This is a genomic window from Rhizobium sp. CB2179 (assembly GCF_057653455.1).
Map to the genome: position 1 here is coordinate 371,349 of NZ_JBYGKR010000005.1, position 20,620 is coordinate 391,968.

Consider the following 20,620-nt stretch of genomic DNA (forward strand, 5'->3'; position numbering starts at 1 on the left):
CTCCAACGTCGCCGAAACTTTGCCTTCTCTTTATCGACAATGCTGAAGCTTCATCAAAGCTTGATCTAGCGGTTCGCAGGCAGGTGCTAGGTTCCGCCTCGAGGAACGACGTCTTGTCGTTGGAGGAGACCATGTTCGACAATGCCACGGACTGCAATGTCCGCTTTCTGACCCGCCAGGACCTGCAGTCGGCCGGCGCGGAACTCACGATCGCGGAAATCCATGCAGCCACGGATGCCGCCTGGGCGGATATCAAAAGCGGGAGGACTGTCGGAGGAAAGGCCGTTCTCTCGCTTCCAGAGGAGGAGTTCTGGCAGCGGCAGAGCGTCGCCCCGTTCAGGCGTGACTTCGTCGACGAGCGCCTCGGCTGGAAATTGTCGGCTCTCTATTGCGTCAATCCGACCCATGGCGGCGTCAAGATCATCGGCGCAAACGCCTTCAATCGGCATCTTGGCCTGCCTCGCTCGACGTCGACCTTCGTCCTTTTGGAAAAACGGACGCTTCGGCCCTTGGCGATACTCGACGGGACGGGGATTTCCGCTCTGAGAACCGGCACCTATGCGTCGAAAGTGGCTGAGCTGTTTGTTCGCTGCCGGGTACCTGTGTCGGGCTTCATTTTCGGATCGGGACCCGTCGCCCGAAGTGTGGTCGAGTGCCTTGATTTCGCCTGTTCCGACCTGATCGGAGACATCTTCATCCGCAGCCGATCGATTGAAGGCGTGGAAAGACTGCTGTCGGACTTCGCTGACCGGACGTCGTTTCGGCTTCATGCCGTAACCGACAACCAAAGACTGAAGGAATGCGCCCTGCTGATCACCGCCACGAATGCCCGCCAGCCGCTGTTTGAGGACGAGGAGTTAAACAGGGGGGCTGTGACGCTTCATCTTGGCGGAGACGAAGTGCCCGAAGCCTATCTGCAGCGAGCCTTGAAAAGCGGGACCGTCGTCTGTGACGACATCAAGACGGTCTCGCGCAGGAACTCGCAAAGCATTGCCCTCCACTTCTCCCGAAAAGGGCTTTCTCTGGAGGAGATCGGTCCGTTGCTTGGCGTGAGGGAGCTCTCCGCGCCGAACGACTGGGTCCGGGAGGCGGACACGCCGGTTTGCGTAACCTGCGTCGGCCTGCCGATGCTCGACCTTTATGCCGTGCAAGCGACCTATGAAAAATATCTCGCTCGCACGCAGGAAAACACCTGAAGGGCTGTCTGAGCTTATGAAGACGCCGACAGATCCCATGTACACCACGCACCTCCTCGCCGAGCACGTCCATTCGCTCTCCTCAGCTCCGCCCCCGGTCAGCACCCGTGATACCGCCTTGCGTTGCATTCTCGATCTTATCGGGGCGGCGGTTGCTGGTGCTGCGCTTCAGTGCAGTCGTGCGGCCCGTAATAGCGCTACCGCCCTCTTCGGCAAAGGCGAGGCGGCCATTTGGATGACGGATCGGACCGTGATGCCCATCGCAGCCGTGATCGCCAACGCGACCGCGGCCTCTGCGCTCGACCTGGACGACGGACATCGCGCAGCGCGCGGACATCCGGGCGCCTGTGTCGTTCCCACCGTCTTGACCTTGGCGCCGTTTGCCGGCGTCTCAGCCGATGATGTCCTGTCGGCAATCGTTTCGGGTTATGATGTCGGCGTCAGAGTGGCCGCGGCCCAAAATGCCGAAGGGATTCAGACCCGGCAGTCGGGACGGTGGGCCGCATTGGCCGCGGTTGCGGCAGCGGCGTCACTCTTCAAGGTCGAGCCGGCCTTGATCGCGCAGGCGCTTTCGATCGCCGGCGTGCTTGCCCCCAATCAACAGGCCAATGGAAGTTCAGGCTACTCCCGGCTCACGGGCAATGACGTCAAGGAAGGGATTCCCTGGAGTGCCGCCACCGGTCTTATGGCGCTCGACCTCGCCCGCAACGGCTATACCGGGCCGGAAGATCTCCTCGATCATCCCGGCTATTACGACCGGCAGAGGATACTGGAAGGACTGGGGCAGCGTTTTGAAATTTGCGGCACTTATTTCAAGCCCTATGCCTGTTGCCGGTATATACACCCGGCGCTCGATCGCCTCTTCGATCTTGTGAAGGCTCACGAACTGAGGGCCGCGGACATTGCCTCGGTGGAGGTAGAGACTTTCGGCTGGGCGCTCAAGCTCGGCAACCTGCTTTCGCCCGCGAACCTTGTCGACATTCAATATAGTCTTCCCTATTGCGTCGCCATTGCCGCGATCGAGGGCCGCGGCGCCCTTGCTCCCGTCAGCGAGAGCCTTCTCAATCGGCCGGACCTCACTCACCTCGCGCGTCAGGTGAGGATCACCGTCAATCTTGAGATCGACGCGCTCTTTCCCGCCGAGACTCTGGCGAAGGTGACTGTCGAGACACGGCGGCACAAATACGTCTCGGCACTGGATGGCCCGTCCGGCGATCCCCAGCGTCCGATGGACTGGCAGGCGATCGAAGAAAAGTTTTTGCGCGTCACGCGGCATGTCCTGTCGCCTTCCAAGCAGGGGGCGATCATCGATGGCGTCCTCGGCCTCGCGGCTGGAGAGCTGGACCCACTTCTGCGGCATCTGCGTTCGCCAGGCTAGGACACGGCATCGAGCCGATGCCGACCACTATCCTTGTCGTCAGATGAAACTGACGCAATGACGGGCATTGCCCTCGGCGGTTGACACCCAATTGCGCAAGCGGTCAAAGGCGCCGAGGTCGGCGTCCAACGCCCCGTTAACGGCCCGCTGCCATGGCGTAAGCGTGCAAATCCCCAACCCCCATCGCCGCGTTGAACACCACCAGCTCTCCGTTTGCCACGACATGGCGGACTCGACCGAGATTGTGGTTCTCAACGATGACCACGTCGGCGCGTTTACCCTTTTCCAGCAAGCCACGATCGGCCGCAAGCTCCGGGAATGTTTTCGAGACGTTGCCAGTCGCAAGCGCGATTGCGGCCGGCAGCAAAAGCTGGCTCTTGCGCACCATTCGCTGGATGGCCGACAGAATACTGTCCCAGTCTCCGCCGGCAAAGTCTGTCGATAGGGTATCGACGAGCCCCGCTTCGACCAGAGCATCGATATTTGCGGTGTCATTGCGCCAGCGGGTTTCGATGCAATCGAGCGTCGAGACGTCGATGGCGACGCCGCGCTCCCTCAGTTGCAGCCCGAAACGCACTGCCTCTTCGGGAAGGAACATCGGGTGGTTCGAATGCCCAGCGATGATGCGGGCCTTCGGATATGTCTCCGCAAGCTTCAGCAGCGTTGCCGCGGTGGGTGCCGCATTGTGAAAGATCGCCGGAAAATTGAGTCGTTCAGACGCTGCCGCGATCTCGTCAAAACCCTTCAGTGACAGCGCCACGGGCGGCATCACCGTGTCGCGGATCAGCTTTGTGAGGTCGGACGTACAAATTTTAGCGGCGAGACCGCACTCGATCAGAAGAGCATTGAGCCGCGGAAGATCGGGCAAGCCACGATCGAGATAGCGGCCGAGCACGGCTTCCTTGAGTGCGCGCGCCTCCTTCGGATGGATTGATGTTCCCGTAGCGGCCTCTATAGCCGCAGGTATAAAGCGATAGTCCTGCGCCCCGCCACCAAGCGTCTGCCCGCCGCCTGCTTCTCCGAGTGCCTTTGCGCCTTTGGCGACCATGTCGTCGATGCGCGCGATCTTGTGCCGCTCCGATAATCCGCCACCATCAATCGCGATCGCCGCGGCCAGATTGCTCGTGGTATGCGCCGTCGTCAGATGGATATCCATCGCATGGCGCTGGTTCGAGGGGCCATCGATCTCATCCGGCAGCGCTAAGCCGCAGACGTTGAGCAGGGTGGTTGTTCCGGACAGGAGATGTCTGTTTCTGAAGTAGTCGACATCCGTGGGCCGGACGGGCACCGACCCGCTCGGCATGGACGGGCCGTGGATGCACCCATGAGCATGCGCATTGACGATACCGGGAATGACCGTGCATCCGGCGGCGTTGAGGACGACAGCCTCGCTTCGGGCATCGGCCTCACCTGGCGCGACGTCGATGATCCTTGTCCCACGGATGCGCACGACCCCCCGCTCGTGGAGCGTGGTTCCATCGCCGGTGACGATTCGTCCGCCGACGATGACGATTTGAGTCTCAGGGGGCATTTGACGGGGCCTCCGTTTCCGACCAGCCGGTTGCCACGAGCCCATAGCCGACACCGCGAACCGTCCTGATCGGGTCGGTGGGCGCGACCGCCGTCAGTGTCTCACGCAGCCGACCAATGTGAACGTTGATGGTTTTTGGATCGACGAAGACACCTGCCGGCCAGGCTGCCGACGCGAGCTCATGCCTCAGATAGATGCGCCCGGGGTCCTTGAGCAGATGCAGCAGAATGGCGAACTCGAGACGCGGGAGGTGCAACTCGACGCCCCGCCTCCAGACCCGCCGCGCCAGCACATGCATTTCGATGTCGCCGCATGACAATAGCTCCTGCGAAGCGCCTAACTGTGACGAAAGCGGGTGCAATGCGCGCAGGAGGTGGTCCGGTGAAACAGGCCGCACGAAGCTTTCGTCGGCGCCGGCATTGATGAAATCGGCATATTGCCTGGCGGAGTTGGCGCCGACCAGCGCGATGACCTTCAGTCCAGCCGTCGTCGCATCGCCTTTCAAGCTTCCGCAGGCGGAAACCGAATTCGCCACCCTGCCATCGATCACGACGCCCCGCACTCCAGCGGTCCTTGCCGCTGCGATCGCCTCATTCGCGCTGGTCGTCAGGAGCGTCTCAAAGCCGGTCTGCCGAAGTATATGGCGGGCAAACAGGCTGAAATCTGCGTCCGTTGAACCGATGACAATAATCGGCTTCACAGGGCATTCACCGGGGCTGAGCGGAGTGTGAGGCCGTACGATCCCACGGTGTCTGAGGAAATTCAAATGCTGTGTGCGCCTTGCGTATTAAGAATTATGTCCCGCCTTCCGCGCTGCTTCGCCGATTGATCGTGATTTAGCATGGATGCCCTTCGAGCAGAATTGGAAAGCCCAGGCGAACCCGCGCATCTTCGTTCCATCAGCGACAATCGGAGACGAAAATGAGTGTGGCACGATCGCTCAGCATGAAGAGCTTGGATGATGCTTCGCCTTCACCGTCGAATGGCCCGTCCTCCCCGCAGGCAGGCGTCAGCGGATCTGCCTGTCTCGACTGCGTTGCCTGCCGGCGGCGTCTGTCGGGAAATTGTCCACTGCTTGAACTTCCTGAGCGGCGGCAACAGTCCCGGGCGGCTCCGGCTGCCGATTGACGAGGTCAGATCGCGTCATTGACGTCTGAAGCACGCCTGTTGCCATCCCCGGTCTATGAGGCGAGGCTGTCAATGCCCGCAAAATTGCAGGTTGGCATCGCCAACCCAACCTGCGATTTCTTCAGCATCGGCGACGTCAATGCACATGCCGATAGCGCGCCAGGAAACTGTGGACGGCGGGAGTGGGATCGGGCACCGGAAAACCGCATCGAGAGAAGAAAACGGAGATCGTGATCGCGGCTGGAGGCGGGGACGTCGGGCAGATGCTATCGGAAGCGATTATCCACAAGGGCATGGTGGCTACGACTGTCACCTTTGCGCGGGCGCGTGCCCTCATCAGCCGGCACCTCTTTGATTTGATGATCCTCGACGCCGTCGTCCGGGCCGAAGATGCGCTTCGTCTGTGCCGGCAAATCCGCGCCGTCAGCACGATCCCGATCATCGCAGTCGTTGCGCAAGGGCGTGAGGACATCATCCTTGCCGCTTTCGAAAGCGGAGCCGATGATTGCATTTCCAGTCCCTTCGGGACCAGGGAAATGATTGCCCGGATCCGCAGCGTGTTGCGACGGGCATCACGTGATCGCGTGATACATAGCCTGTCAAAGCCCTTCCGATTCAATGGGTGGCGCCTCGACTCATGGCAACGCGCATTGCGACGACCGGATGGGACAGTGGTTGACGTGACGGCGGCCGAGTTCGACCTGCTCGTCGTCTTTTGTCAAAACCCCGGCAGGATACTCAGCCGGGAAGAATTGCTTGCCTCCACTCACGCAGGCCTGGCCGGCCCGATTGAACGGAGCATCGACGTCCACATCAGTCGCTTGCGCCACAAGATCGAGGACAATCCCCACAACCCCATCCTCATCAAGACCGTGCGGATGGGTGGCTATTTCTTTGCCGCGGTTGTTGAAGCCGATGGATAGCGAATTTGCCGGGGTAAGTGCTCTTCGGTTAGGGGGCGATGTCACGTTGTTTCATCAACGCCCGGACAAGGCTTTTATCTGGCCTCAGACTGTTGCACCGGCGGCCGATTTTACGCCTCGGTTAGAGAGGGCGACGGCAAGGATGCGTCCACACACGGCAGTGCTTAAGCGCCGCGGCGTTACGTCGAGACGTACTGGCGCGAGCCGGCCCTGCGGTCTGCACTCACGGGCGCCAGCTGAGCGAGGTACGTCGGTCCGTCGGAAAGCCCCGTAATCGGTGGCTGAGCGTTCCGGCGAGTAGGGCGTGACTCACACAGATCTTGCGGGAATGGCTGCTTGTGGCGCGACTATGAACTTTAGGTCATCGCCAATGTCGGCTCCCGGGGGCCAACACGAGGGCGCAAAGCGGTCGTTGAGCGTGAACCGCAGTTGGCATCGAGCGGATGCCGGACCAGCTTCTTCGCCTTGAAGAGATCAGAACCTACGGCCTGTCACTGAAATCGGCTAAATGCTTACACTGTCGCCCGCAATCGCCTAGAAGATCGCTCTGAGCGCTTCGGCGAGCCGGCCGAATTCGCAAAGACTGTGCTGTTTCTAGCAAGCGAAGACTCGTCTTACACAACGGGCAGGGAACTGAGCGGGCGGCCGCTATTCTATCTGAGGAACGCGCCCAAATTCACCAAGCGCTTCTCGCAGCTTAGGCACAGCGAAGTCAATGAACCGACGTCGCTTTAAAGGCATGTTGTTGATTCTGTCGAGCGGCCTTTTTCACCCAACAGATCAGCGGTGACTTCCATCCGATCGTGGTGCCCGAACACGAGCGACGCGTGAGGGATATTCACCGCAGAAACATTTCCTTCCGTCGGCAGTTCCTGCAATGCGCCACCCCGGAGCTTCGGATCGTCTGCCAAGAACTCCAGACGAGAATGCCGTGCTCGGTCATGGTCTGCCAACGCCAGTTGACCTTATTGCCCTTGTCATTTCGCGCACGCTCGAAACCCATTTTTTTGAGGTTCTGCTCGAGCGTCCGGTATGCCTCTGTGTCGGCGAGGATCGACAGATCGACGACGACATCGATATCGCCGGTTCCTGCATGAGGCGGGACGTCAGGCGGCCTCTTGGTGACGATGTAGCGCGGTGCAAGCCCACCGACCAGAAAGACGGAATCACGCCAGGGGCCGAGGCCGCTGAAGAGCGTAACCAGGACGCGCTCGCAGTCGCGGGTAACATCGGCACTGTATTCAGTCAGTATCTGGGGCTTTGTCATTCGGGTACCGCGAGTTTTGTCAGCCGAAGATGGTCGGCCAGTTCCTTCGAGCGACCGCTGTCAAGCTGCAGGAGGTCGAGGTAAGTTTGAAGTGGATCTGTGACCCAGACATGACCGACCCGTTGGCGAAACAGAAAGTCATGCCGTGGATTAGAGTCTATAACTCCCAGATTCCAACCCTCTTTGACGGCCTTTGCTCCCAGTTTTCGAAGAAGGCTTTCGCCGCCATGATCGATGCGACAATGGATTTGGGATATTTTCGAGAGGTGCGGTGCATGGATCTGCCCGGCCATGAGCCCGGAAATTTCGTAGCGAACTCCCGTCTCATCGCAGATGCGGTCAATCTCATGGATCGCCTCATCGATATTGGTCATCCGCATATAGTACGAGCGGAGCGGCTTCGGCTTGATCGAAGCGACATAGGAAGACCACTCGTCAAGTAGCGCGCGCGGATTGGAGAGTATCCTTTCCTTCGATGGACCGGCACCCTTGGAGCTCACCCATTCGCGGCGCTCTAGATCGATAAGAACCTGGGATGCCGTTGTCGGAGATACGGATGCCCGCTCGGCCAGTTCATGCACACCGAACCATTGGTCCCTAAATGTCCAGACGGCATGGAGGGCCTGTGCGCGACTTCCAACGAACAGATTGTTGAGCGATCGAGCCTGCTGCTTCGAGGCTGGCTTTTCGACGAGAACAAAGAGATTGTCGGCCGAAAGATAGAGACTGCCGCTACGATCGAAATAACCGACCTTCTCCTCGCGCAGGAGTGCACGTGCACCTGGGGAAATGGTATTGGCCATCAATAAGGGGAGAACTCTGGAATTGCCTGGCGGCATGGCGGCAATGTATTTCTTCAGCTGCCAGATTGCTTCCCTGACGTCTCTTGGAAAAGCTGATCTTTTGACCTCGACAACAAGTTTGAGAGGCGCATCAAAAAATCGCGCATCTATAAGGAAATCTGCGTGAGAGTTTCCCATCTGCGGCTCAAACATGGGCCGGGACGTGATTTCCCCGCCTGCCTCCGTGAGGCTAGCCGTCAACTCACTCAACATATCGAAAGCTATGGACTGTTCCAAAGATATTCCCTGCGCAGCAAATATTACCTTTATGCCGCATATCCGCGAAAATGTCTATATGTACTGCGCAGCAAACAAATGAAACCCCTGTGCAAGGTCCGGCCTGCGCGGCAAGTACGCATTACCAGGTAAGCAACTACCTGATTTGAAATCGAATTCACGTAGCAACGGGATCAAGCGAAACTCATAGGGGGACCAGCCGACGGCGGATTTCAGCTGCTGGCAATCGGCAACACGGTTGATTTGCCAAACGACCTGAGCCCGCATACTAGTGGTCGAATTCCACATGATCGCCATCGGCGAACTGATCAAGTACCCAGCACACCATCCCCGAAGCAAGCCCCAACCGCGGGCCTGTGCTACTACAACTGCAAACGTTCCAGGCACGTAAGGGCGGGCGTGAGCCCGGCTCTGTGAACGAGCATGAAGTGGCGCGAACGTTTCAGTGTGCGGTGCCTGGTTTTTCGTTTGCCCTCACAATGGCGTCCGCTTCCGATGAAGGTGGATGGCGAGGGCTGAGCGTTTCTGGTGCGGCGGGACGAAGAGATTTCGGACTGCTGAAAAGACTGAGATGAAACGTTGCAAGCCGCCGGTATATCGAAATCCCTGTATCATTCGTTCTCGTTTTCGAAGTGGCACGTGAGAATTTTCAGAGGACGGTGCTGTCCGCGGGCGCCGCAAGCTCGTCGCGGCCTGCTTGGGGCGAGACAGCGACATTATTAAGTTTTGTTGCTCGGGGCGCCAACAGGTTGCAGGACATTTGTGACACATCTAAACCGATCAGCGCAGACGTCACGCAAATACGTCCAGTTTGAGTTTGAAAATCACCAAGGAACATACTCATTGCTGAACGCCATCGCCGATGCCTTGCCCGGGCCGCCAGTCAGATTTCCAGGGAGCACGTGATCCCATGCATGGAAGTTCGCTTTTCGACAGATTGATCGACGCGACGGTCGCCGCCGCCAACGAACATTCCCTCAAGACGGCATTGAGCGACGTTGCTCGAGCGCATGGATTTGAGCGGTTTGCCTACCTTAATCTCCATACCGCAAAGAGCTTTGCCGTTTCAACCTACCAAAAGGAATGGCAATCGCTCTATTTCTCCCGTTCTTATATGGCCATCGATCCTGTGGTGACCGCAGCCAAGCGACTGAGGCGGGCTTTCAGGTGGTCAGCCGATTTCGAACGCCGGCGCGCGGACGATGGCATCAAGGAATTCTACGATACCGCGGCTGAATTCGGGATTCGGTCAGGTCTGTCGATCCCCATCTGGACGGGGTTTGGCCAGTTTGCCATCTTGACGCTGGCCTCAGCCAGGCACCTGGAGACCTCGGGACCGGACGATCTCGACACGGTCGGCGCAGCTGGCGCGGCGGCACTGATCCATGCCCGGCTCCAGGGTACGACCACGCCGACCCAAAGACCGGACTTCATCTTTTCCGATCGCGAGGCGCTTTGCCTGCGATGGGCGGCCGAAGGCCTTCCGATGCACTCCATCGCCGATGTGACGGGCCTGACCTATCACACCGTGCGCTGGGACCTCGATCGGGTAAAGGCCAAGCTTGGCGTCTACACCCAGAAACAGGCCGTGGCGGTCGCAAGCCGGTTCGGGCTGATCTGACGGGCCTAGCTGGCGCGCGTATAGATCAGTTGCGATAAGGGCCTGGGAAAACGACGTCCTGGTCGACCAGCACGTTGAACTTGTAGCCGGGTCTGATTTGAAGTGTCGGCTGGACGTCGAGGTTTTTGCCCACGCTCCGTTCGGATAACCGTCCGAAAACATCCGCGAAATTCCGCCGGGCAGCGTCCGAGGCGGTATCCTCCGTCGAACTCTCCGGCATGGCCATATCGACCCCTGTGCCGATAAGAGCGATGAGAACCGCCGAACCGAACGTTTGAAGGTAATGTCGGTCGACTTGGTCCCGAAAGCCGCCGTAGCCTTCAGCGTCGGTCCCCGCCATGCCGCCGAGCTGAAGGGTCGAGCCGTTGGGAAAGATGATATCGGTCCAGACGACCAGCACGCGCGACTGACCGAAAGAGATCTTGTGATCGTAGCGGCCAAAGAGCTTGGCACCTTGCGGGACGAGCAACTGGTGGCCGGTGGCGCTGTCGTAGACATTCTGGCTTGTCTGGGCGGTAATCCGCCCCGGAAGATCGGAGCTTATGCCGGTAATCAGCGTGGCGGGGATGACCGAACCGCGTTTCAGCTCGTAGCGTGAAATCTGAGGCACCACCTTGTTCGGCAGATAGCCGAGATCCTTGATGTCTTGGTTGAAGAATGATTCTTTCGCTGACTGCATGTTGGGATCGCCGTTTTGCCCTGAAAGTCCTGCCTGCATCGCCGCGGCGTACAGGTCTGAGGCCCCGCCAGGTGTTTTTGCGCTTTGGGTATTCGCCTGCGTCGTATCGGCGGCGGAAAGATCCTTTAGACTGACATCGACGGCAAGTGGTGAATCAAGTGCTGCGGCTTTGGCTTGAAGACTTGCCATTTGCTGGCGATGGCGCTCCCGCAGGAATTGCTCTTTCTGCTCGCGCCCGAGGCGGGCAAGCCATTCTTCCTCCGGCTCGAGACCGGGCTTATTGCGCGCCCTTTCGGTCTTTTCGGTTTCGACCGTGTGTTGCGACTTCTCCTCTTGCCTGTTGCTGACCGGTGCCGGCTGATAGATCTGTGTCTGCTCGGGATCGCCGATGATGGCATCCTTGACGCCTCGCTTCAGCTGATCGGCATAAGTGGAGGCCGACGCATTCGAGGCCTGACCAATGCCATCCGCCCCTTGAAAATAAAACCCGCGGGACGAAAGACCGTAGCTGATCACGCCGAGAAAGAGCACGATCAGGGCGATGGCGATGATGATCGGGATGCGGTTCAGCCGCTTGTTGCTGCTGTCCTTGTTTGAAGCGCCGCCAAGCTGAAGCGATTGGACCACCCCCCTCTCCTCCCCTAATTGCGCCTGACAGAGACGGGGCTGGCCGGCGATGCGCCGGTCGCGCTAGTGGCGTAAGCCCGCGCGAGTTCAATCGAACCTGCCGATATCGAAACAAGCGCCTGCCCCTCAAGGTCGTCGACGCCATAGGTTAGCGCGACCATGCGTTTCGTCTCGTCGAGCTTCTGCTCCGTCACGACCTCGTAGCCCCATGCCTTCAGGGCGGCTTCCATGGCCTGCCCGAAGGGCGTGGCGTCCTCGTTCCATTTGACCTTGTTGATCCCCGGGCCCACCTGTTCCGCAAGCCGACCGACCATGTCGCCTGCGATCGCACTGGCGGCAGGGTCGGAGAGGTCGCGCGAGACTGAGCTAGCGGTAGGGCCGTCGGTGGCGGTCGTGCAGCCTGCAAGCAGGCACCCGATGACGGATAGTAGGAGGCTTCGCATGGTCACCCTCCCCTGCGAATGGTGATCTTCTGTTTGTGCTTTCCAACACCGGAGATGAGAACCGCGCGGTCGATATTATAGTCCACTACCATCATGTCGTTCTTCATACGGTAGTTGACGACCCGATTTTGGCCGCCTGAGACGACAAAAAGCACCGGCGCGTCCTGACCGGCGATCGAGCGGGGAAACTGGATGTAGGTCTTCAGGCCGTCCGAATAGACGCGCATGGGCTTCCACGAGGCTTTGCCGCTAACCGAATAGGCGAAGGTCAATTGCTCCGACGGGACGCCTGCTCCCGGCGTCCTTCCAGCTTCGAGACGGGCGTTGACATCGGCAAGCTTGCTCGACACATCCTCCGGATAGTTGAAGCCGACGCGCGCCATGTACTGGCTCGTGTGTGATTTGAGCTGGATATGATAGGTCCGGCGCGAGGTCGTCACCACCATGGAGGTGACGAGGCCTGGTTCCGACGGTTTGACGATGAGGTGGATCGCCTGGCCGCCCGCGGCGCCGGACGTTGCCGGTTCGACCTTCCATCGAACGGTGTCGCCGACAAGCACATCGCGAACGACCTCGCCGCCCTGAAGCTCGATGTCGCAGACCTGCAGCGGCGAACACACCACCGACGGCTGAGTTTCTCCAAACAGGAAGATGACCTTTCCATCCGCCCCCTTGGTGACGAGCCCCGTGCCCCCGCGCCACTTTCCTGAGAGGTTCGCGCCCTTTGCTTCGTTTGCGGTCATGCTCTGCGCCTTGGCTTCGTTTGTCGCAAAGACGACGACCCAGGCGCAGCCAAGGGCCGCGAGATATGTTGCTCTTCTCATCGACGTATCCCTGTCCTCAAAGCTGCGCGGTCCACTCGAAGTCTTTCAGATAAAGACCGATCGGATTAAGCCTGATCACGCCCTCGTCCTGTGGTGCCGTCAGCGTAACGGTCGCAATCCCGCGGTATCGGCGTGTTCCGGTTTCCTTTCCCTTCCGATCGCGCTCGAACTCCGTCCAGTCGATCTGGTAGGACTGGTTGGAGAGGGCGACGATGTTGCTGACTTCGATCGCAACTGTCGCGTTCTTGGCTTTCTCGAACGGCGAATTGCCGCGGAACCAGGCGTTGATTTTCTCGGTCGACGGATCGGATGTCCGAAGCAGCGCATACGTCCGATCGATGTATTGCTTTTGAACGACGGCGTCTGGCGTCACCGACCGGAAGCTCGTGACGAAGCCACCGAGCGTGGCGCGAACCACCCGCGGGTCGGCATATTCGATCTGCTGAGGAAAACCCGCGCTGACCGAGGTCCCAAGCTTGTCGACCTCGACGATATAGGGGACGAGTTTGACCTGCGTGCTCAAATAGAGCGCATAGACGAAGCCGATCACGGCCATTGCCAGTGCGATCATGCCGACAACGCGCCAGGCCGCCGCCGCCCTGACATAGGAACCATATCGTTCGTTCCATTCCTGCCTGGCGGCGAGATATGGGTTCTCAGGGGCGCGTTGCATTGCCATCGACCGATCCTTGCGGTGATTATTTTCTGTCGTCGCGGAGCGGCGACGGGCGTAAACCGCCGCGTGCCTGCGCCTGATCGAGTTTCGCATTGGCGAGGCCAAGAAGAGAGCTGGCATGGGCGCCGGGTGAGCCGATCGCCTTTTCCTTGGCCGCGGATCCGACCGCTTCGCCCGTCGCGCTCAATCCCGCACCAACGCCGCGCAAGGCAGCGCCCGCTATGGACGCACCCTCGGCACGCGCAGCACGCGCGGCGGCAAAGCCCGCGCTGGCGCCACCGCCAGCTAGAATCCCTGCGCCCAGTGCGAATGATCCCGCCTGCCCGCCATGGCGGATCACCTCCATGCCGCCGCTGACGGAGACGCCTTGGACGACACCCTGCAGAATGTTTGGGACGTAGATTGATATCATGAAGACGACAACTGATAGGCCAGCGATCGCCAGGCTGGTGATGAGTTGCTGTTCAGCCGCGACCGACACCTCGGCCAAGCCGATGAGAACCTCCGAGCCGATGCGCGCAATCATTACCAGTGCCATCAGCTTCATACCGACTGAAAACGCATAGACGAGATATTTGACCGCGAAGTCCTTGGTGAAGGATGAACCACCTAATCCAAGCATGATCATGCCGGCCAACAAGCCTACATACATTTCGACGATGACAGCGACGAACACCGCGGCGACGAGCGAGAACGCGATGACGACAACAACCATGGCGAAGACGGCGGCAATAGCCAGAGAGTTGTCCTCAAAGAGGCCGAACTGAACCTGTTCGGACATTTTGTCCGCGACCTCTATGCCAGCGTCGAAGATCGCGGCCGGAGAAGCGGAGCCACCTTCCGCGCCCAACTGGTATAGGCTGTCCACCACCGCTTTGGCGAGGGCTGGTCCCCGATCCAGGATAAAGGCGAAGAGACCGACGAACATGATCCGGCGAACGAGTTCCGCGAACCAACTATCCAGTGACGCAGCTTGCAGCGCCAGCCATACGGCTGCTATTCCAATTTCTATCCCAGCCAGGATCCAAAAGAGCGACCGAGCTGCCCGTGACACCGTCGACTCCCAATCCTTCGCGGCACTGACCACCTGGTTTTCCAACGTCGAGAGCGCCGATCCTTGCTGGGCGAAGGCTGGCCCTACCGCCACGATCGCAAGGCCGATCGCAAGCATGATCAATCCGAGTGTTCGTCCTGAGTTTACCACCTTGTCCGCATCTCCTGTCCTTGCCTCAGATGCCGTTTCGTCAACGGCTTAAAGAAATCCTCAGGCGTTGTTCGGCGGCTGTCGCGGTCGTCGAGGCAGGACGGGAATGTGTGTCCACCATGATGAGGACCGCTGCGGTGGCCACTCCAACCGTACCCACGCGGAAGGCAATGATCGCGACAGGGCTCACCAGCGCGGCTCCATCATTTGTCCATCTGGGATTCCTCTTCCCGCGGGTTCGAAAAACTTCTCTCTTCTCTTCTGCGCCAGGTCCTTGTCGGTCTGGTTTGCCTGCAGCCAGGTGCCCATCATCGTCATTTGCTGGGAAAGTAGACCGCGCAGCTTCTGCATCTGGGCGACCTGCTGCGCCGCGATCTGGTGGCCGACCTGCAGGGCCTTCATCTGCCCATCCGCGCTTTGGGACATCGAGCGGAGTGAGGCCATGGTGGATTCTTCGGTCTCGAACTGGTCCGCCGTCAGGCTTGCGGCGTTCAAACTGCCCGCGATCGTGTCACGGTTGGTGTCGGACCAAGACTGATAGGTCGAGGAGAAGCTCGTCCCGTCCGACAGACTGGTCTTGAGATCCGCATAGCTCGGGAAGCGCTGTTTGAGGATATCGTCGGCGTTGCCCATGGAAAACGCGATCCCCTGCCCTTGCGAGACGACACTCTGCAGGCGCTTGAGGTCGCTCTCGACTTCGCCCCAGATGTGGTTGGGCAGCTGCGCTGTATTCTGCAGCATGTTTTGGTAGATTTTCAGCTGGTTCTGGATCTGCTCGGCGAGCTGGCTGATCTGGGTAAGCTGGTTTTCGACCTGGACGCTGGAGCTTTCGAGCAACTTGATCAGCTCGGCATTGTTGGCAAGTTGTGTCCATTCCGTTGCAGCGCCCGTCGCGCTGCCGGCGTTTGCAGGATCAGGCAGAACGAGCGCGCTTGACAGGGCTGCGACCATCAGAAGCCTATGCGTCTTTGAGAAGCGATGCAGCATCCTTGATCCCTCTTTTGTGGAGCCAGTGCAGCGGCCATTCAGGGCCATGTTCTTCATGAAGCGCACGGATGTGCTTCAAGTCGTCCTTACTCGAGGCGCCCACGAACGACAGCGTCAGCGGGCCAAGAGCCATGTCGAACAGGCGGCGCCCTTCGGGTGACGCGACGTAATATTCCCGTTTCGGTATGGCGGTCGCGACGATCTCGATCTGCCGTCGGTTAAAGCCGATCCGCTCATAGAAATCGCGGGTCCCGGTCTCGCGGGCTGCCCCATTCGGCAGGCAGATTTTCGTTGGGCAGCTCTCCTTCAGGACGTCGATGATGCCAGAGCGTTCGGCATCCGAGATCGACTGGGTGGCAAGCAACACCGCGCAATTGGCTTTGCGCAGCACCTTGAGCCATTCCCGGATTTTGTCGCGGAACACGGGATGACCGAGCATCAGCCAGGCCTCGTCGAGGACGATGAGGCTTGGCGCGCCGGTGAGGCGTTTTTCGATGCGGCGGAAGAGATAGGTGAGCACCGGCACGAGATTGCGCTCGCCCATGTTCATGACCTGCTCGATTTCAAACGTCTGAAATAGCCCCAGTGCGAGGCCGTCGGTCTCGGCATCGAGCAACTGGCCCATCGGGCCGTCGACGGTGTAGTGATGGAGAGCATCCTTGATCTCGCGCATCTGAACGCCACTGACGAAATCCGAGATCGACCGACCCGGAGCCCCGTCCATCAGGCCGATTTGGCGGGAGATGGCGTTGCGGTGATCGGGCGTGATCGAGATGCCCTGCATCGCCACCAAGCTTTCGATCCACTCGGACGCCCAGGCACGATCGCCGTCCGACGACAGTTCGGACAGCGGGCAAAAGGAGAGCCCGGTGTCTTCGTCGCCGCCGATCTCGTAGTGATCGCCGCCGCAAGCAAGTGTCAGCGGCAGCATCGAACGGCCTTTGTCGAAGGCGAAGATCTGGGCGTTCTCGTAGCGGCGGAACTGTGCAGCGATCAGCGCAAGGAGCGTCGACTTTCCTGAGCCGGTCGGACCGAACACCAGGGTATGGCCGACGTCATCGACATGAAGGTTGAGCCGAAAGGGCGTCGAGCCGGTCGCGACCTGCATCAGCGGTGGTGAATCGGGTGGGTAAAACGGGCAAGGTGCCTGCGGATTTCCGGACCAGACGGAGTTGAGCGGGATGAGATCGGAGAGATTGCGCGTGTTGATCAGCGGCTCGCGAATGTTGCAATACCAGTTTCCAGGCAGGCTCCCCAAATAGGCGTCGGTCGCATTCAGCGTCTCGATTCGTGCGCCAAAGCCCTCGGCCTGGATGAGACGCCGGATCGCTTCCGTCTTTTCGTTAAGTCGTTCCGCATCGTTGTCGAACAGCACGACGACCGGCGTGTAATATCCATAAGCGACGAGCTGTGACGATGCTTGTGCGATTGCATCCTCGGTCTCGGCGACCATCGATATTGCGTCCTGGTCGACCGAACGGCTTTGCGTCTGGAAAAGTTGGTCGAAGAAAGGTCGAACCTTCTGCAGCCACTTCTTGCGGGTCCGCTCAAGGCGTACCCTCGCCTCCTCGGCGTCGAGGAAAATGAAGCGCGACGACCATCGATAGCCAAGCGGCATCGCATCCAGGCTGTTCAGGATGCCCGGCCAGCTTTCGGATGGAAGGCCGTCGATTGCCACCACGCCGAGAAAACGGTCCTCCACCTTGGGAGCAAGACCGTGCTGAAGCTCGGCGGTCACGATCCAGTCGATATACATTGGGATATCGGGAAGTCGGACAGGGTGGTTCTCGCCCGTCACGCAAAAGCGGACGAATTGTAGCAGTTCGTCATAGCGAGCAACGCACGCGCCGCCGCGCTCGGCGGTCTCCCGGGTCAGCATTCGCCTGATGGAAATGATATTGGCGAGATACTGTTCGACTTCCCGGATCGCATTGCGGAAGATGAAGAGCACGGTGTCGGCATAGGATTGCTTTCGACTGTCTTCGTCGGAATAGATGTACTTGCTGAGCCTCGATCGACGCTGCTCGGTCGGCCGATAGGTGGCGATGATGGCATGACGGCTTTCGAAATGCCCCTGCTCGCGCTCGAAGTGGGCTCGTCGTTCCTCGTCGATCGCCTGCGTCACCCGATCGGGGAAATGCGATTTCCCAGCCGAGGCGTAGTCGACCGTTGCGAGTCGCACCGCCTCCACCTGGATCATCCAACCGGACCCGAGACGTGACAATATGGCGTTGATCTGGCGCGACACCTCGTTCCGTTCGAAATCGGTGGAGCTTTCGGAATCAGGCCCGGCAAAATACCAGCCGGCCATCAGTGAGCCATCCTTGAGCAGGATGATCCCGTTATCGACAAGCCCTGCGTAGGGGACGAGATCGGCGAAGGACGGCGCCGTGTGCCGGAAAGCGCGAAGGGATACCATCTTTGCCCCTCAGTAACGTCGCCAGGGGGAGGACGTGGCCCTGTAGGAGGGTCTGTAGGCCATGTGGCGGATATACACGCGTCGCATCAGCGGATCGGCCTTTGCCATCATTCTCAACGCTGCGACGATGACGGTCCACAGCGCCGCACCAAACAGCGCGGAATAGATCGTCAGGACGACAAAGATTAGGATGATCGCCGCAAGTCCCGTGATCAGAACCAGTTCCCGGTCCGCACCCATCAGGAGGTTGGGGCGCGAAAGCGCGCGATGTATGGGATTGCGCTGCAAGGTGGTCGCCTCAACCGCCATTACCTGCCCTCCCCTCTTCGCCATCGCGGGCCTTCAGCTTGTGATCGGCAATGCCGATAGAGGCGCCGGTCGCGCCAAAAAGGGCGACGATCTGGGTCGCGCCAAGCAGAATGCCGGCAACGAGCACCACGTACATGAGCCGGCGTGCGAAGTCGTTGAGTTCTCCGCCGAAGATCAACATGCCGCCTGCGATTGCGACAGCAGCAAGCGCGATAAACCCGGCAACCGGACCGGTGATCGATTCTTGGATTTGTTGAAGAGGATCTTCCCAGGGCAGGCCGCCGCCCGAACTTGCCCAAGCCGGGTCGGCAAGGATGAAGGCCAATACAAGCGCGATGGCGGCGAGGTCTATCGAGCGTTCAAGCCGCATGCTGCAGGTCTCCACGAGTCTCGAGCTGATATTCGCCGCCTATAAATCCATGAACGCGCAGGATGTCGCTGACGCGGCGGCCTTTTGGGGTTCGATCGATCGAGATGATCAGGTCGACTGCCTCGCCTATGACTGCTTGTACCGGTTGCCTGCTCACCTCGGCGGTCAGTTGCTCCAGCCGTCGAAGCGCCGATTGCGCGGTATTTGAATGGATGGTCGCCACGCCCCAGGGATGGCCCGTGTTCCAGGCCTTGAGCAGAGTGAGCGCTGCGCCGTCGCGAACCTCGCCGACGATGATCCTGTCCGGCCGCAATCTCATCGTGCTCTTCAGGAGTTGCGCCATGTCGACACGATCGCTTGTGCGCAATGCGACCGCGTTGCTGGCGGCGCATTGGATCTCGACCGTGTCCTCCAGAATGACCAATCGGTCGTTCGGAGCCTGCTCGGCGATCGCTGCGACGACAGCATTGGTCAGGGTCGTCTTGCCGGACCCTGTCCCCCCGCAGATGACCATGTTCCACCGCTTATCTATCGCCTGGCGGATCATGAGGGCCTGACCGGCCGTCATGGCGCTGCTTGTCAGATAGTCTTCGAGCCGGATGCGCTGCGACGCCCGCCGGCGGATCGAAAAACACGGCGCGGGGACGATCGGGGGCAGCAGGCCCTCGAAACGATGGCCGCCAAGGGGCAGTTCACCGGAGACGATCGGCTTTCGGTCGCCCACCTCGGTATTCAACACGTGTGCAACGCAGCCGATGGCGACCTCGGCGGCGCGCTTGTCCATTTGGCCGGTATGGACGATCCCGCGTCCCAGACGCTCCACGAACAGATTTCCGTCGGGGTTCAGCATGATTTCGACGACGCTCGGGTCGTTGAGGGCAAGGCAAAGTTCCTCGCCAAGGGCGTCCTCGAGTTTGCGGATAAGGCGCGGCAGCGCCAGGTTGGGTATCGACATCGCGGCTGCCTGCTTATGCCGCATGCTGGCGCCGCGCACCGAATGCGGAGCGGTAGGCGTGCGGTCGGACCCGTTCGAAGTTCTCCCACTTGACCGGCAGGATGCCGGCCACGCTCAGCGTCTCGTTGATCATGATCGGCTGACCAAGGCGCTGCATCGGCCAGCCGGCGCGCCGCAAGATTCGCTCGAAGCGAACATCGGTGGCTGTTGCGATTTCGCGGTAACCGTGATGGAGGCACCATTCGAGGATGCCTGCGAACATGCCGAACGTGACGTCGCTCAGGCCCCCTTCCCCGGCCCCACGGGAACCCGCGGTATCGACGCAAAAACGAGAGCTTTCGATCATGGCCGGATCGGCGTCGAGCCGTCCTGCCGAAAGAAGCTGCGGGAAGACCTGCTGCAGCATGGTAGGACCGATGGCCGGCAGCAGCCGTGCGCAGCCGATCACCACATCGCCATCCGATAGGGCAAGAATATAGGTCGGCTCGAATTCGTCGAATTGATCGCGCTCCCGCCCGTTGGACCTGGACACGTTCCAGGCGAGACGGTCGGCGAAAACACGCGACCGCAGCCGGTACATTTGATCGAGAAGTGCTGCGTCCTTGCGCGATTTTGTCGTCTTGAGTGCTATCAGCTTCATCATCCCACTCCGCAATTAGGCTGGTCTGCGGATGCTGGTTTGCGGAAAGCGGCGGGTTGGTTCCAGTCGCAAATCTGCGAGTCGCGCATCGGTCAGGGCCGATGGTGACGCCGGGTTGGGCGCCGGGACGGTCGGCCCATATTGGGCCGCACCCGCAAAACTGCGGGTACAGAGACGGGCGCTGGAGGCCGCGGGATCGTCTTAAGCATATGAAAAATATGGCGAAGGCCAGCAACAGGTTGCCGGCAGCGGGTCATTCGTTAAGTTTTCGTTAACCAAAGAACATTTGACGACTCAGGCGAGAACTGCAACCCTTGCGACGGAAAATGCGCGATGATCGGTGAAAAACCGTCGCGAGGTGAAA

The 20,620-nt window shown here is 59.9% G+C and carries 18 protein-coding genes and 2 pseudogenes; 4 read left to right on the top strand and 16 right to left on the bottom strand.

Annotated features, from left to right (window positions below; all coding sequences use genetic code 11):
* Window positions 1–131: 131 nt before the first annotated feature.
* A complete protein-coding gene (locus tag AC244Q_RS35415) occupies window positions 132–1,196 on the top strand; it encodes an ornithine cyclodeaminase (RefSeq protein WP_012760256.1) in 1,065 nt (354 codons plus the stop codon).
* 16 nt (window positions 1,197–1,212) lie between these two features.
* The gene (locus AC244Q_RS35420; protein WP_128407125.1) at window positions 1,213–2,574 is read left to right on the top strand and encodes an MmgE/PrpD family protein; all 1,362 of its coding nucleotides are present in this window, start codon (window positions 1,213–1,215) and stop codon (window positions 2,572–2,574) included.
* A 136-nt stretch (window positions 2,575–2,710) separates the two neighbouring features.
* Here AC244Q_RS35420 and AC244Q_RS35425 read toward each other — a convergent pair whose 3' ends face one another.
* Together AC244Q_RS35425 and AC244Q_RS35430 are read right to left on the bottom strand one after the other, a co-directional pair.
* Entirely contained in the window at window positions 2,711–4,105 is a 1,395-nt protein-coding gene (locus AC244Q_RS35425) for an amidohydrolase family protein (RefSeq protein WP_128407124.1), read from the bottom strand.
* Window positions 4,095–4,805 carry a winged helix-turn-helix transcriptional regulator gene (locus AC244Q_RS35430; RefSeq protein ID WP_041935850.1) on the bottom strand — a complete coding sequence of 237 codons (711 nt, stop codon included), beginning with the start codon at window positions 4,803–4,805 and terminating at the stop codon, window positions 4,095–4,097. Before AC244Q_RS35430 ends, AC244Q_RS35425 begins: the two co-directional genes overlap by 11 nt.
* A 610-nt stretch (window positions 4,806–5,415) precedes the next feature.
* Between AC244Q_RS35430 and AC244Q_RS35435 the strand changes: the two genes are divergently transcribed.
* Entirely contained in the window at window positions 5,416–6,156 is a 741-nt protein-coding gene (locus AC244Q_RS35435; RefSeq protein WP_041935849.1) for a response regulator transcription factor, read from the top strand.
* Window positions 6,157–6,902: 746 nt separating this feature from the next.
* Here AC244Q_RS35435 and AC244Q_RS35440 read toward each other — a convergent pair.
* The 3 genes and pseudogenes from AC244Q_RS35440 to AC244Q_RS35450 form a co-directional block, all read right to left on the bottom strand.
* Window positions 6,903–7,423: pseudogene (locus tag AC244Q_RS35440) on the bottom strand (nucleotidyltransferase family protein); the annotation flags it as partial.
* Window positions 7,420–8,502 carry a hypothetical protein gene (locus tag AC244Q_RS35445; protein ID WP_128407123.1) on the bottom strand — a complete coding sequence of 361 codons (1,083 nt, stop codon included), beginning with the start codon at window positions 8,500–8,502 and terminating at the stop codon, window positions 7,420–7,422. The gene AC244Q_RS35445 and the pseudogene AC244Q_RS35440, both read right to left, overlap by 4 nt.
* A gap of 474 nt (window positions 8,503–8,976) precedes the next feature.
* Window positions 8,977–9,156: pseudogene (locus tag AC244Q_RS35450) on the bottom strand (IS6 family transposase); the annotation flags it as partial.
* 256 nt (window positions 9,157–9,412) lie between these two features.
* On the opposite strand from AC244Q_RS35450, the gene AC244Q_RS35455 reads away from it, so the two are divergent.
* Window positions 9,413–10,123 (top strand): autoinducer binding domain-containing protein, encoded by a 711-nt coding sequence (locus AC244Q_RS35455; protein ID WP_012760249.1) that lies wholly within the window; start codon window positions 9,413–9,415, stop codon window positions 10,121–10,123.
* A 25-nt stretch (window positions 10,124–10,148) separates the two neighbouring features.
* On the opposite strand, the gene trbI is transcribed toward AC244Q_RS35455, so the two are convergent.
* The 11 genes from trbI to traI form a co-directional block, all read right to left on the bottom strand.
* Window positions 10,149–11,429, bottom strand: coding sequence for an IncP-type conjugal transfer protein TrbI (trbI, locus tag AC244Q_RS35460; RefSeq protein ID WP_017997454.1), 1,281 nt, complete (start codon window positions 11,427–11,429; stop codon window positions 10,149–10,151).
* Window positions 11,430–11,443: 14 nt separating this feature from the next.
* Complete coding sequence (gene trbH / locus AC244Q_RS35465; RefSeq protein WP_017997453.1) at window positions 11,444–11,872, bottom strand: conjugal transfer protein TrbH; 429 nt, start codon at window positions 11,870–11,872, stop codon at window positions 11,444–11,446.
* 2 nt (window positions 11,873–11,874) lie between these two features.
* A complete protein-coding gene (gene trbG, locus AC244Q_RS35470; RefSeq protein ID WP_128407122.1) occupies window positions 11,875–12,696 on the bottom strand; it encodes a P-type conjugative transfer protein TrbG in 822 nt (273 codons plus the stop codon).
* 16 nt (window positions 12,697–12,712) lie between these two features.
* Window positions 12,713–13,375: a conjugal transfer protein TrbF gene (locus AC244Q_RS35475; RefSeq protein WP_012760245.1), complete on the bottom strand. Its 663-nt coding sequence runs from the start codon at window positions 13,373–13,375 to the stop codon at window positions 12,713–12,715.
* 19 nt (window positions 13,376–13,394) lie between these two features.
* Window positions 13,395–14,543, bottom strand: coding sequence for a P-type conjugative transfer protein TrbL (trbL, locus tag AC244Q_RS35480; protein WP_128407121.1), 1,149 nt, complete (start codon window positions 14,541–14,543; stop codon window positions 13,395–13,397).
* Between the two features lie 219 nt (window positions 14,544–14,762).
* Window positions 14,763–15,563, bottom strand: a complete 801-nt coding sequence (gene trbJ / locus AC244Q_RS35485) for a P-type conjugative transfer protein TrbJ (RefSeq protein ID WP_012760242.1) — start codon at window positions 15,561–15,563, stop codon at window positions 14,763–14,765.
* Window positions 15,535–17,982 carry a conjugal transfer protein TrbE gene (locus AC244Q_RS35490; RefSeq protein ID WP_017997450.1) on the bottom strand — a complete coding sequence of 816 codons (2,448 nt, stop codon included), beginning with the start codon at window positions 17,980–17,982 and terminating at the stop codon, window positions 15,535–15,537. Before AC244Q_RS35490 ends, trbJ begins: the two co-directional genes overlap by 29 nt.
* A 9-nt stretch (window positions 17,983–17,991) precedes the next feature.
* Entirely contained in the window at window positions 17,992–18,291 is a 300-nt protein-coding gene (locus tag AC244Q_RS35495) for a conjugal transfer protein TrbD (RefSeq protein WP_012760240.1), read from the bottom strand.
* Window positions 18,281–18,661 (bottom strand): TrbC/VirB2 family protein, encoded by a 381-nt coding sequence (locus AC244Q_RS35500; RefSeq protein ID WP_012760239.1) that lies wholly within the window; start codon window positions 18,659–18,661, stop codon window positions 18,281–18,283. Before AC244Q_RS35500 ends, AC244Q_RS35495 begins: the two co-directional genes overlap by 11 nt.
* The gene (trbB, locus tag AC244Q_RS35505) at window positions 18,651–19,616 is read right to left on the bottom strand and encodes a P-type conjugative transfer ATPase TrbB (RefSeq protein ID WP_128407120.1); all 966 of its coding nucleotides are present in this window, start codon (window positions 19,614–19,616) and stop codon (window positions 18,651–18,653) included. The genes AC244Q_RS35500 and trbB overlap by 11 nt, the downstream gene beginning before the upstream one ends.
* Before the next feature lie 13 nt (window positions 19,617–19,629).
* Window positions 19,630–20,256, bottom strand: a complete 627-nt coding sequence (gene traI, locus AC244Q_RS35510; RefSeq protein ID WP_128407119.1) for an acyl-homoserine-lactone synthase — start codon at window positions 20,254–20,256, stop codon at window positions 19,630–19,632.
* Window positions 20,257–20,620: the final 364 nt, after the last annotated feature.

What these genes read in the sequence shown, in the direction of transcription:
- traI (WP_128407119.1), bottom strand. Translation starts at nt 20,256, where the DNA reads ATGAAGCTGATAGCACTCAAGACGACAAAATCGCGCAAGGACGCAGCA.
- AC244Q_RS35415 (WP_012760256.1), top strand. Translation starts at nt 132, where the DNA reads ATGTTCGACAATGCCACGGACTGCAATGTCCGCTTTCTGACCCGCCAG.
- trbL (WP_128407121.1), bottom strand. Translation starts at nt 14,543, where the DNA reads ATGCTTGCGATCGGCCTTGCGATCGTGGCGGTAGGGCCAGCCTTCGCC.
- trbJ (WP_012760242.1), bottom strand. Translation starts at nt 15,563, where the DNA reads ATGCTGCATCGCTTCTCAAAGACGCATAGGCTTCTGATGGTCGCAGCC.
- AC244Q_RS35420 (WP_128407125.1), top strand. Translation starts at nt 1,213, where the DNA reads ATGAAGACGCCGACAGATCCCATGTACACCACGCACCTCCTCGCCGAG.
- AC244Q_RS35490 (WP_017997450.1), bottom strand. Translation starts at nt 17,982, where the DNA reads ATGGTATCCCTTCGCGCTTTCCGGCACACGGCGCCGTCCTTCGCCGAT.
- trbH (WP_017997453.1), bottom strand. Translation starts at nt 11,872, where the DNA reads ATGCGAAGCCTCCTACTATCCGTCATCGGGTGCCTGCTTGCAGGCTGC.
- AC244Q_RS35475 (WP_012760245.1), bottom strand. Translation starts at nt 13,375, where the DNA reads ATGGCAATGCAACGCGCCCCTGAGAACCCATATCTCGCCGCCAGGCAG.
- AC244Q_RS35455 (WP_012760249.1), top strand. Translation starts at nt 9,413, where the DNA reads ATGCATGGAAGTTCGCTTTTCGACAGATTGATCGACGCGACGGTCGCC.
- AC244Q_RS35425 (WP_128407124.1), bottom strand. Translation starts at nt 4,105, where the DNA reads ATGCCCCCTGAGACTCAAATCGTCATCGTCGGCGGACGAATCGTCACC.
- AC244Q_RS35500 (WP_012760239.1), bottom strand. Translation starts at nt 18,661, where the DNA reads ATGCGGCTTGAACGCTCGATAGACCTCGCCGCCATCGCGCTTGTATTG.
- AC244Q_RS35495 (WP_012760240.1), bottom strand. Translation starts at nt 18,291, where the DNA reads ATGGCGGTTGAGGCGACCACCTTGCAGCGCAATCCCATACATCGCGCG.
- trbB (WP_128407120.1), bottom strand. Translation starts at nt 19,616, where the DNA reads ATGTCGATACCCAACCTGGCGCTGCCGCGCCTTATCCGCAAACTCGAG.
- trbG (WP_128407122.1), bottom strand. Translation starts at nt 12,696, where the DNA reads ATGAGAAGAGCAACATATCTCGCGGCCCTTGGCTGCGCCTGGGTCGTC.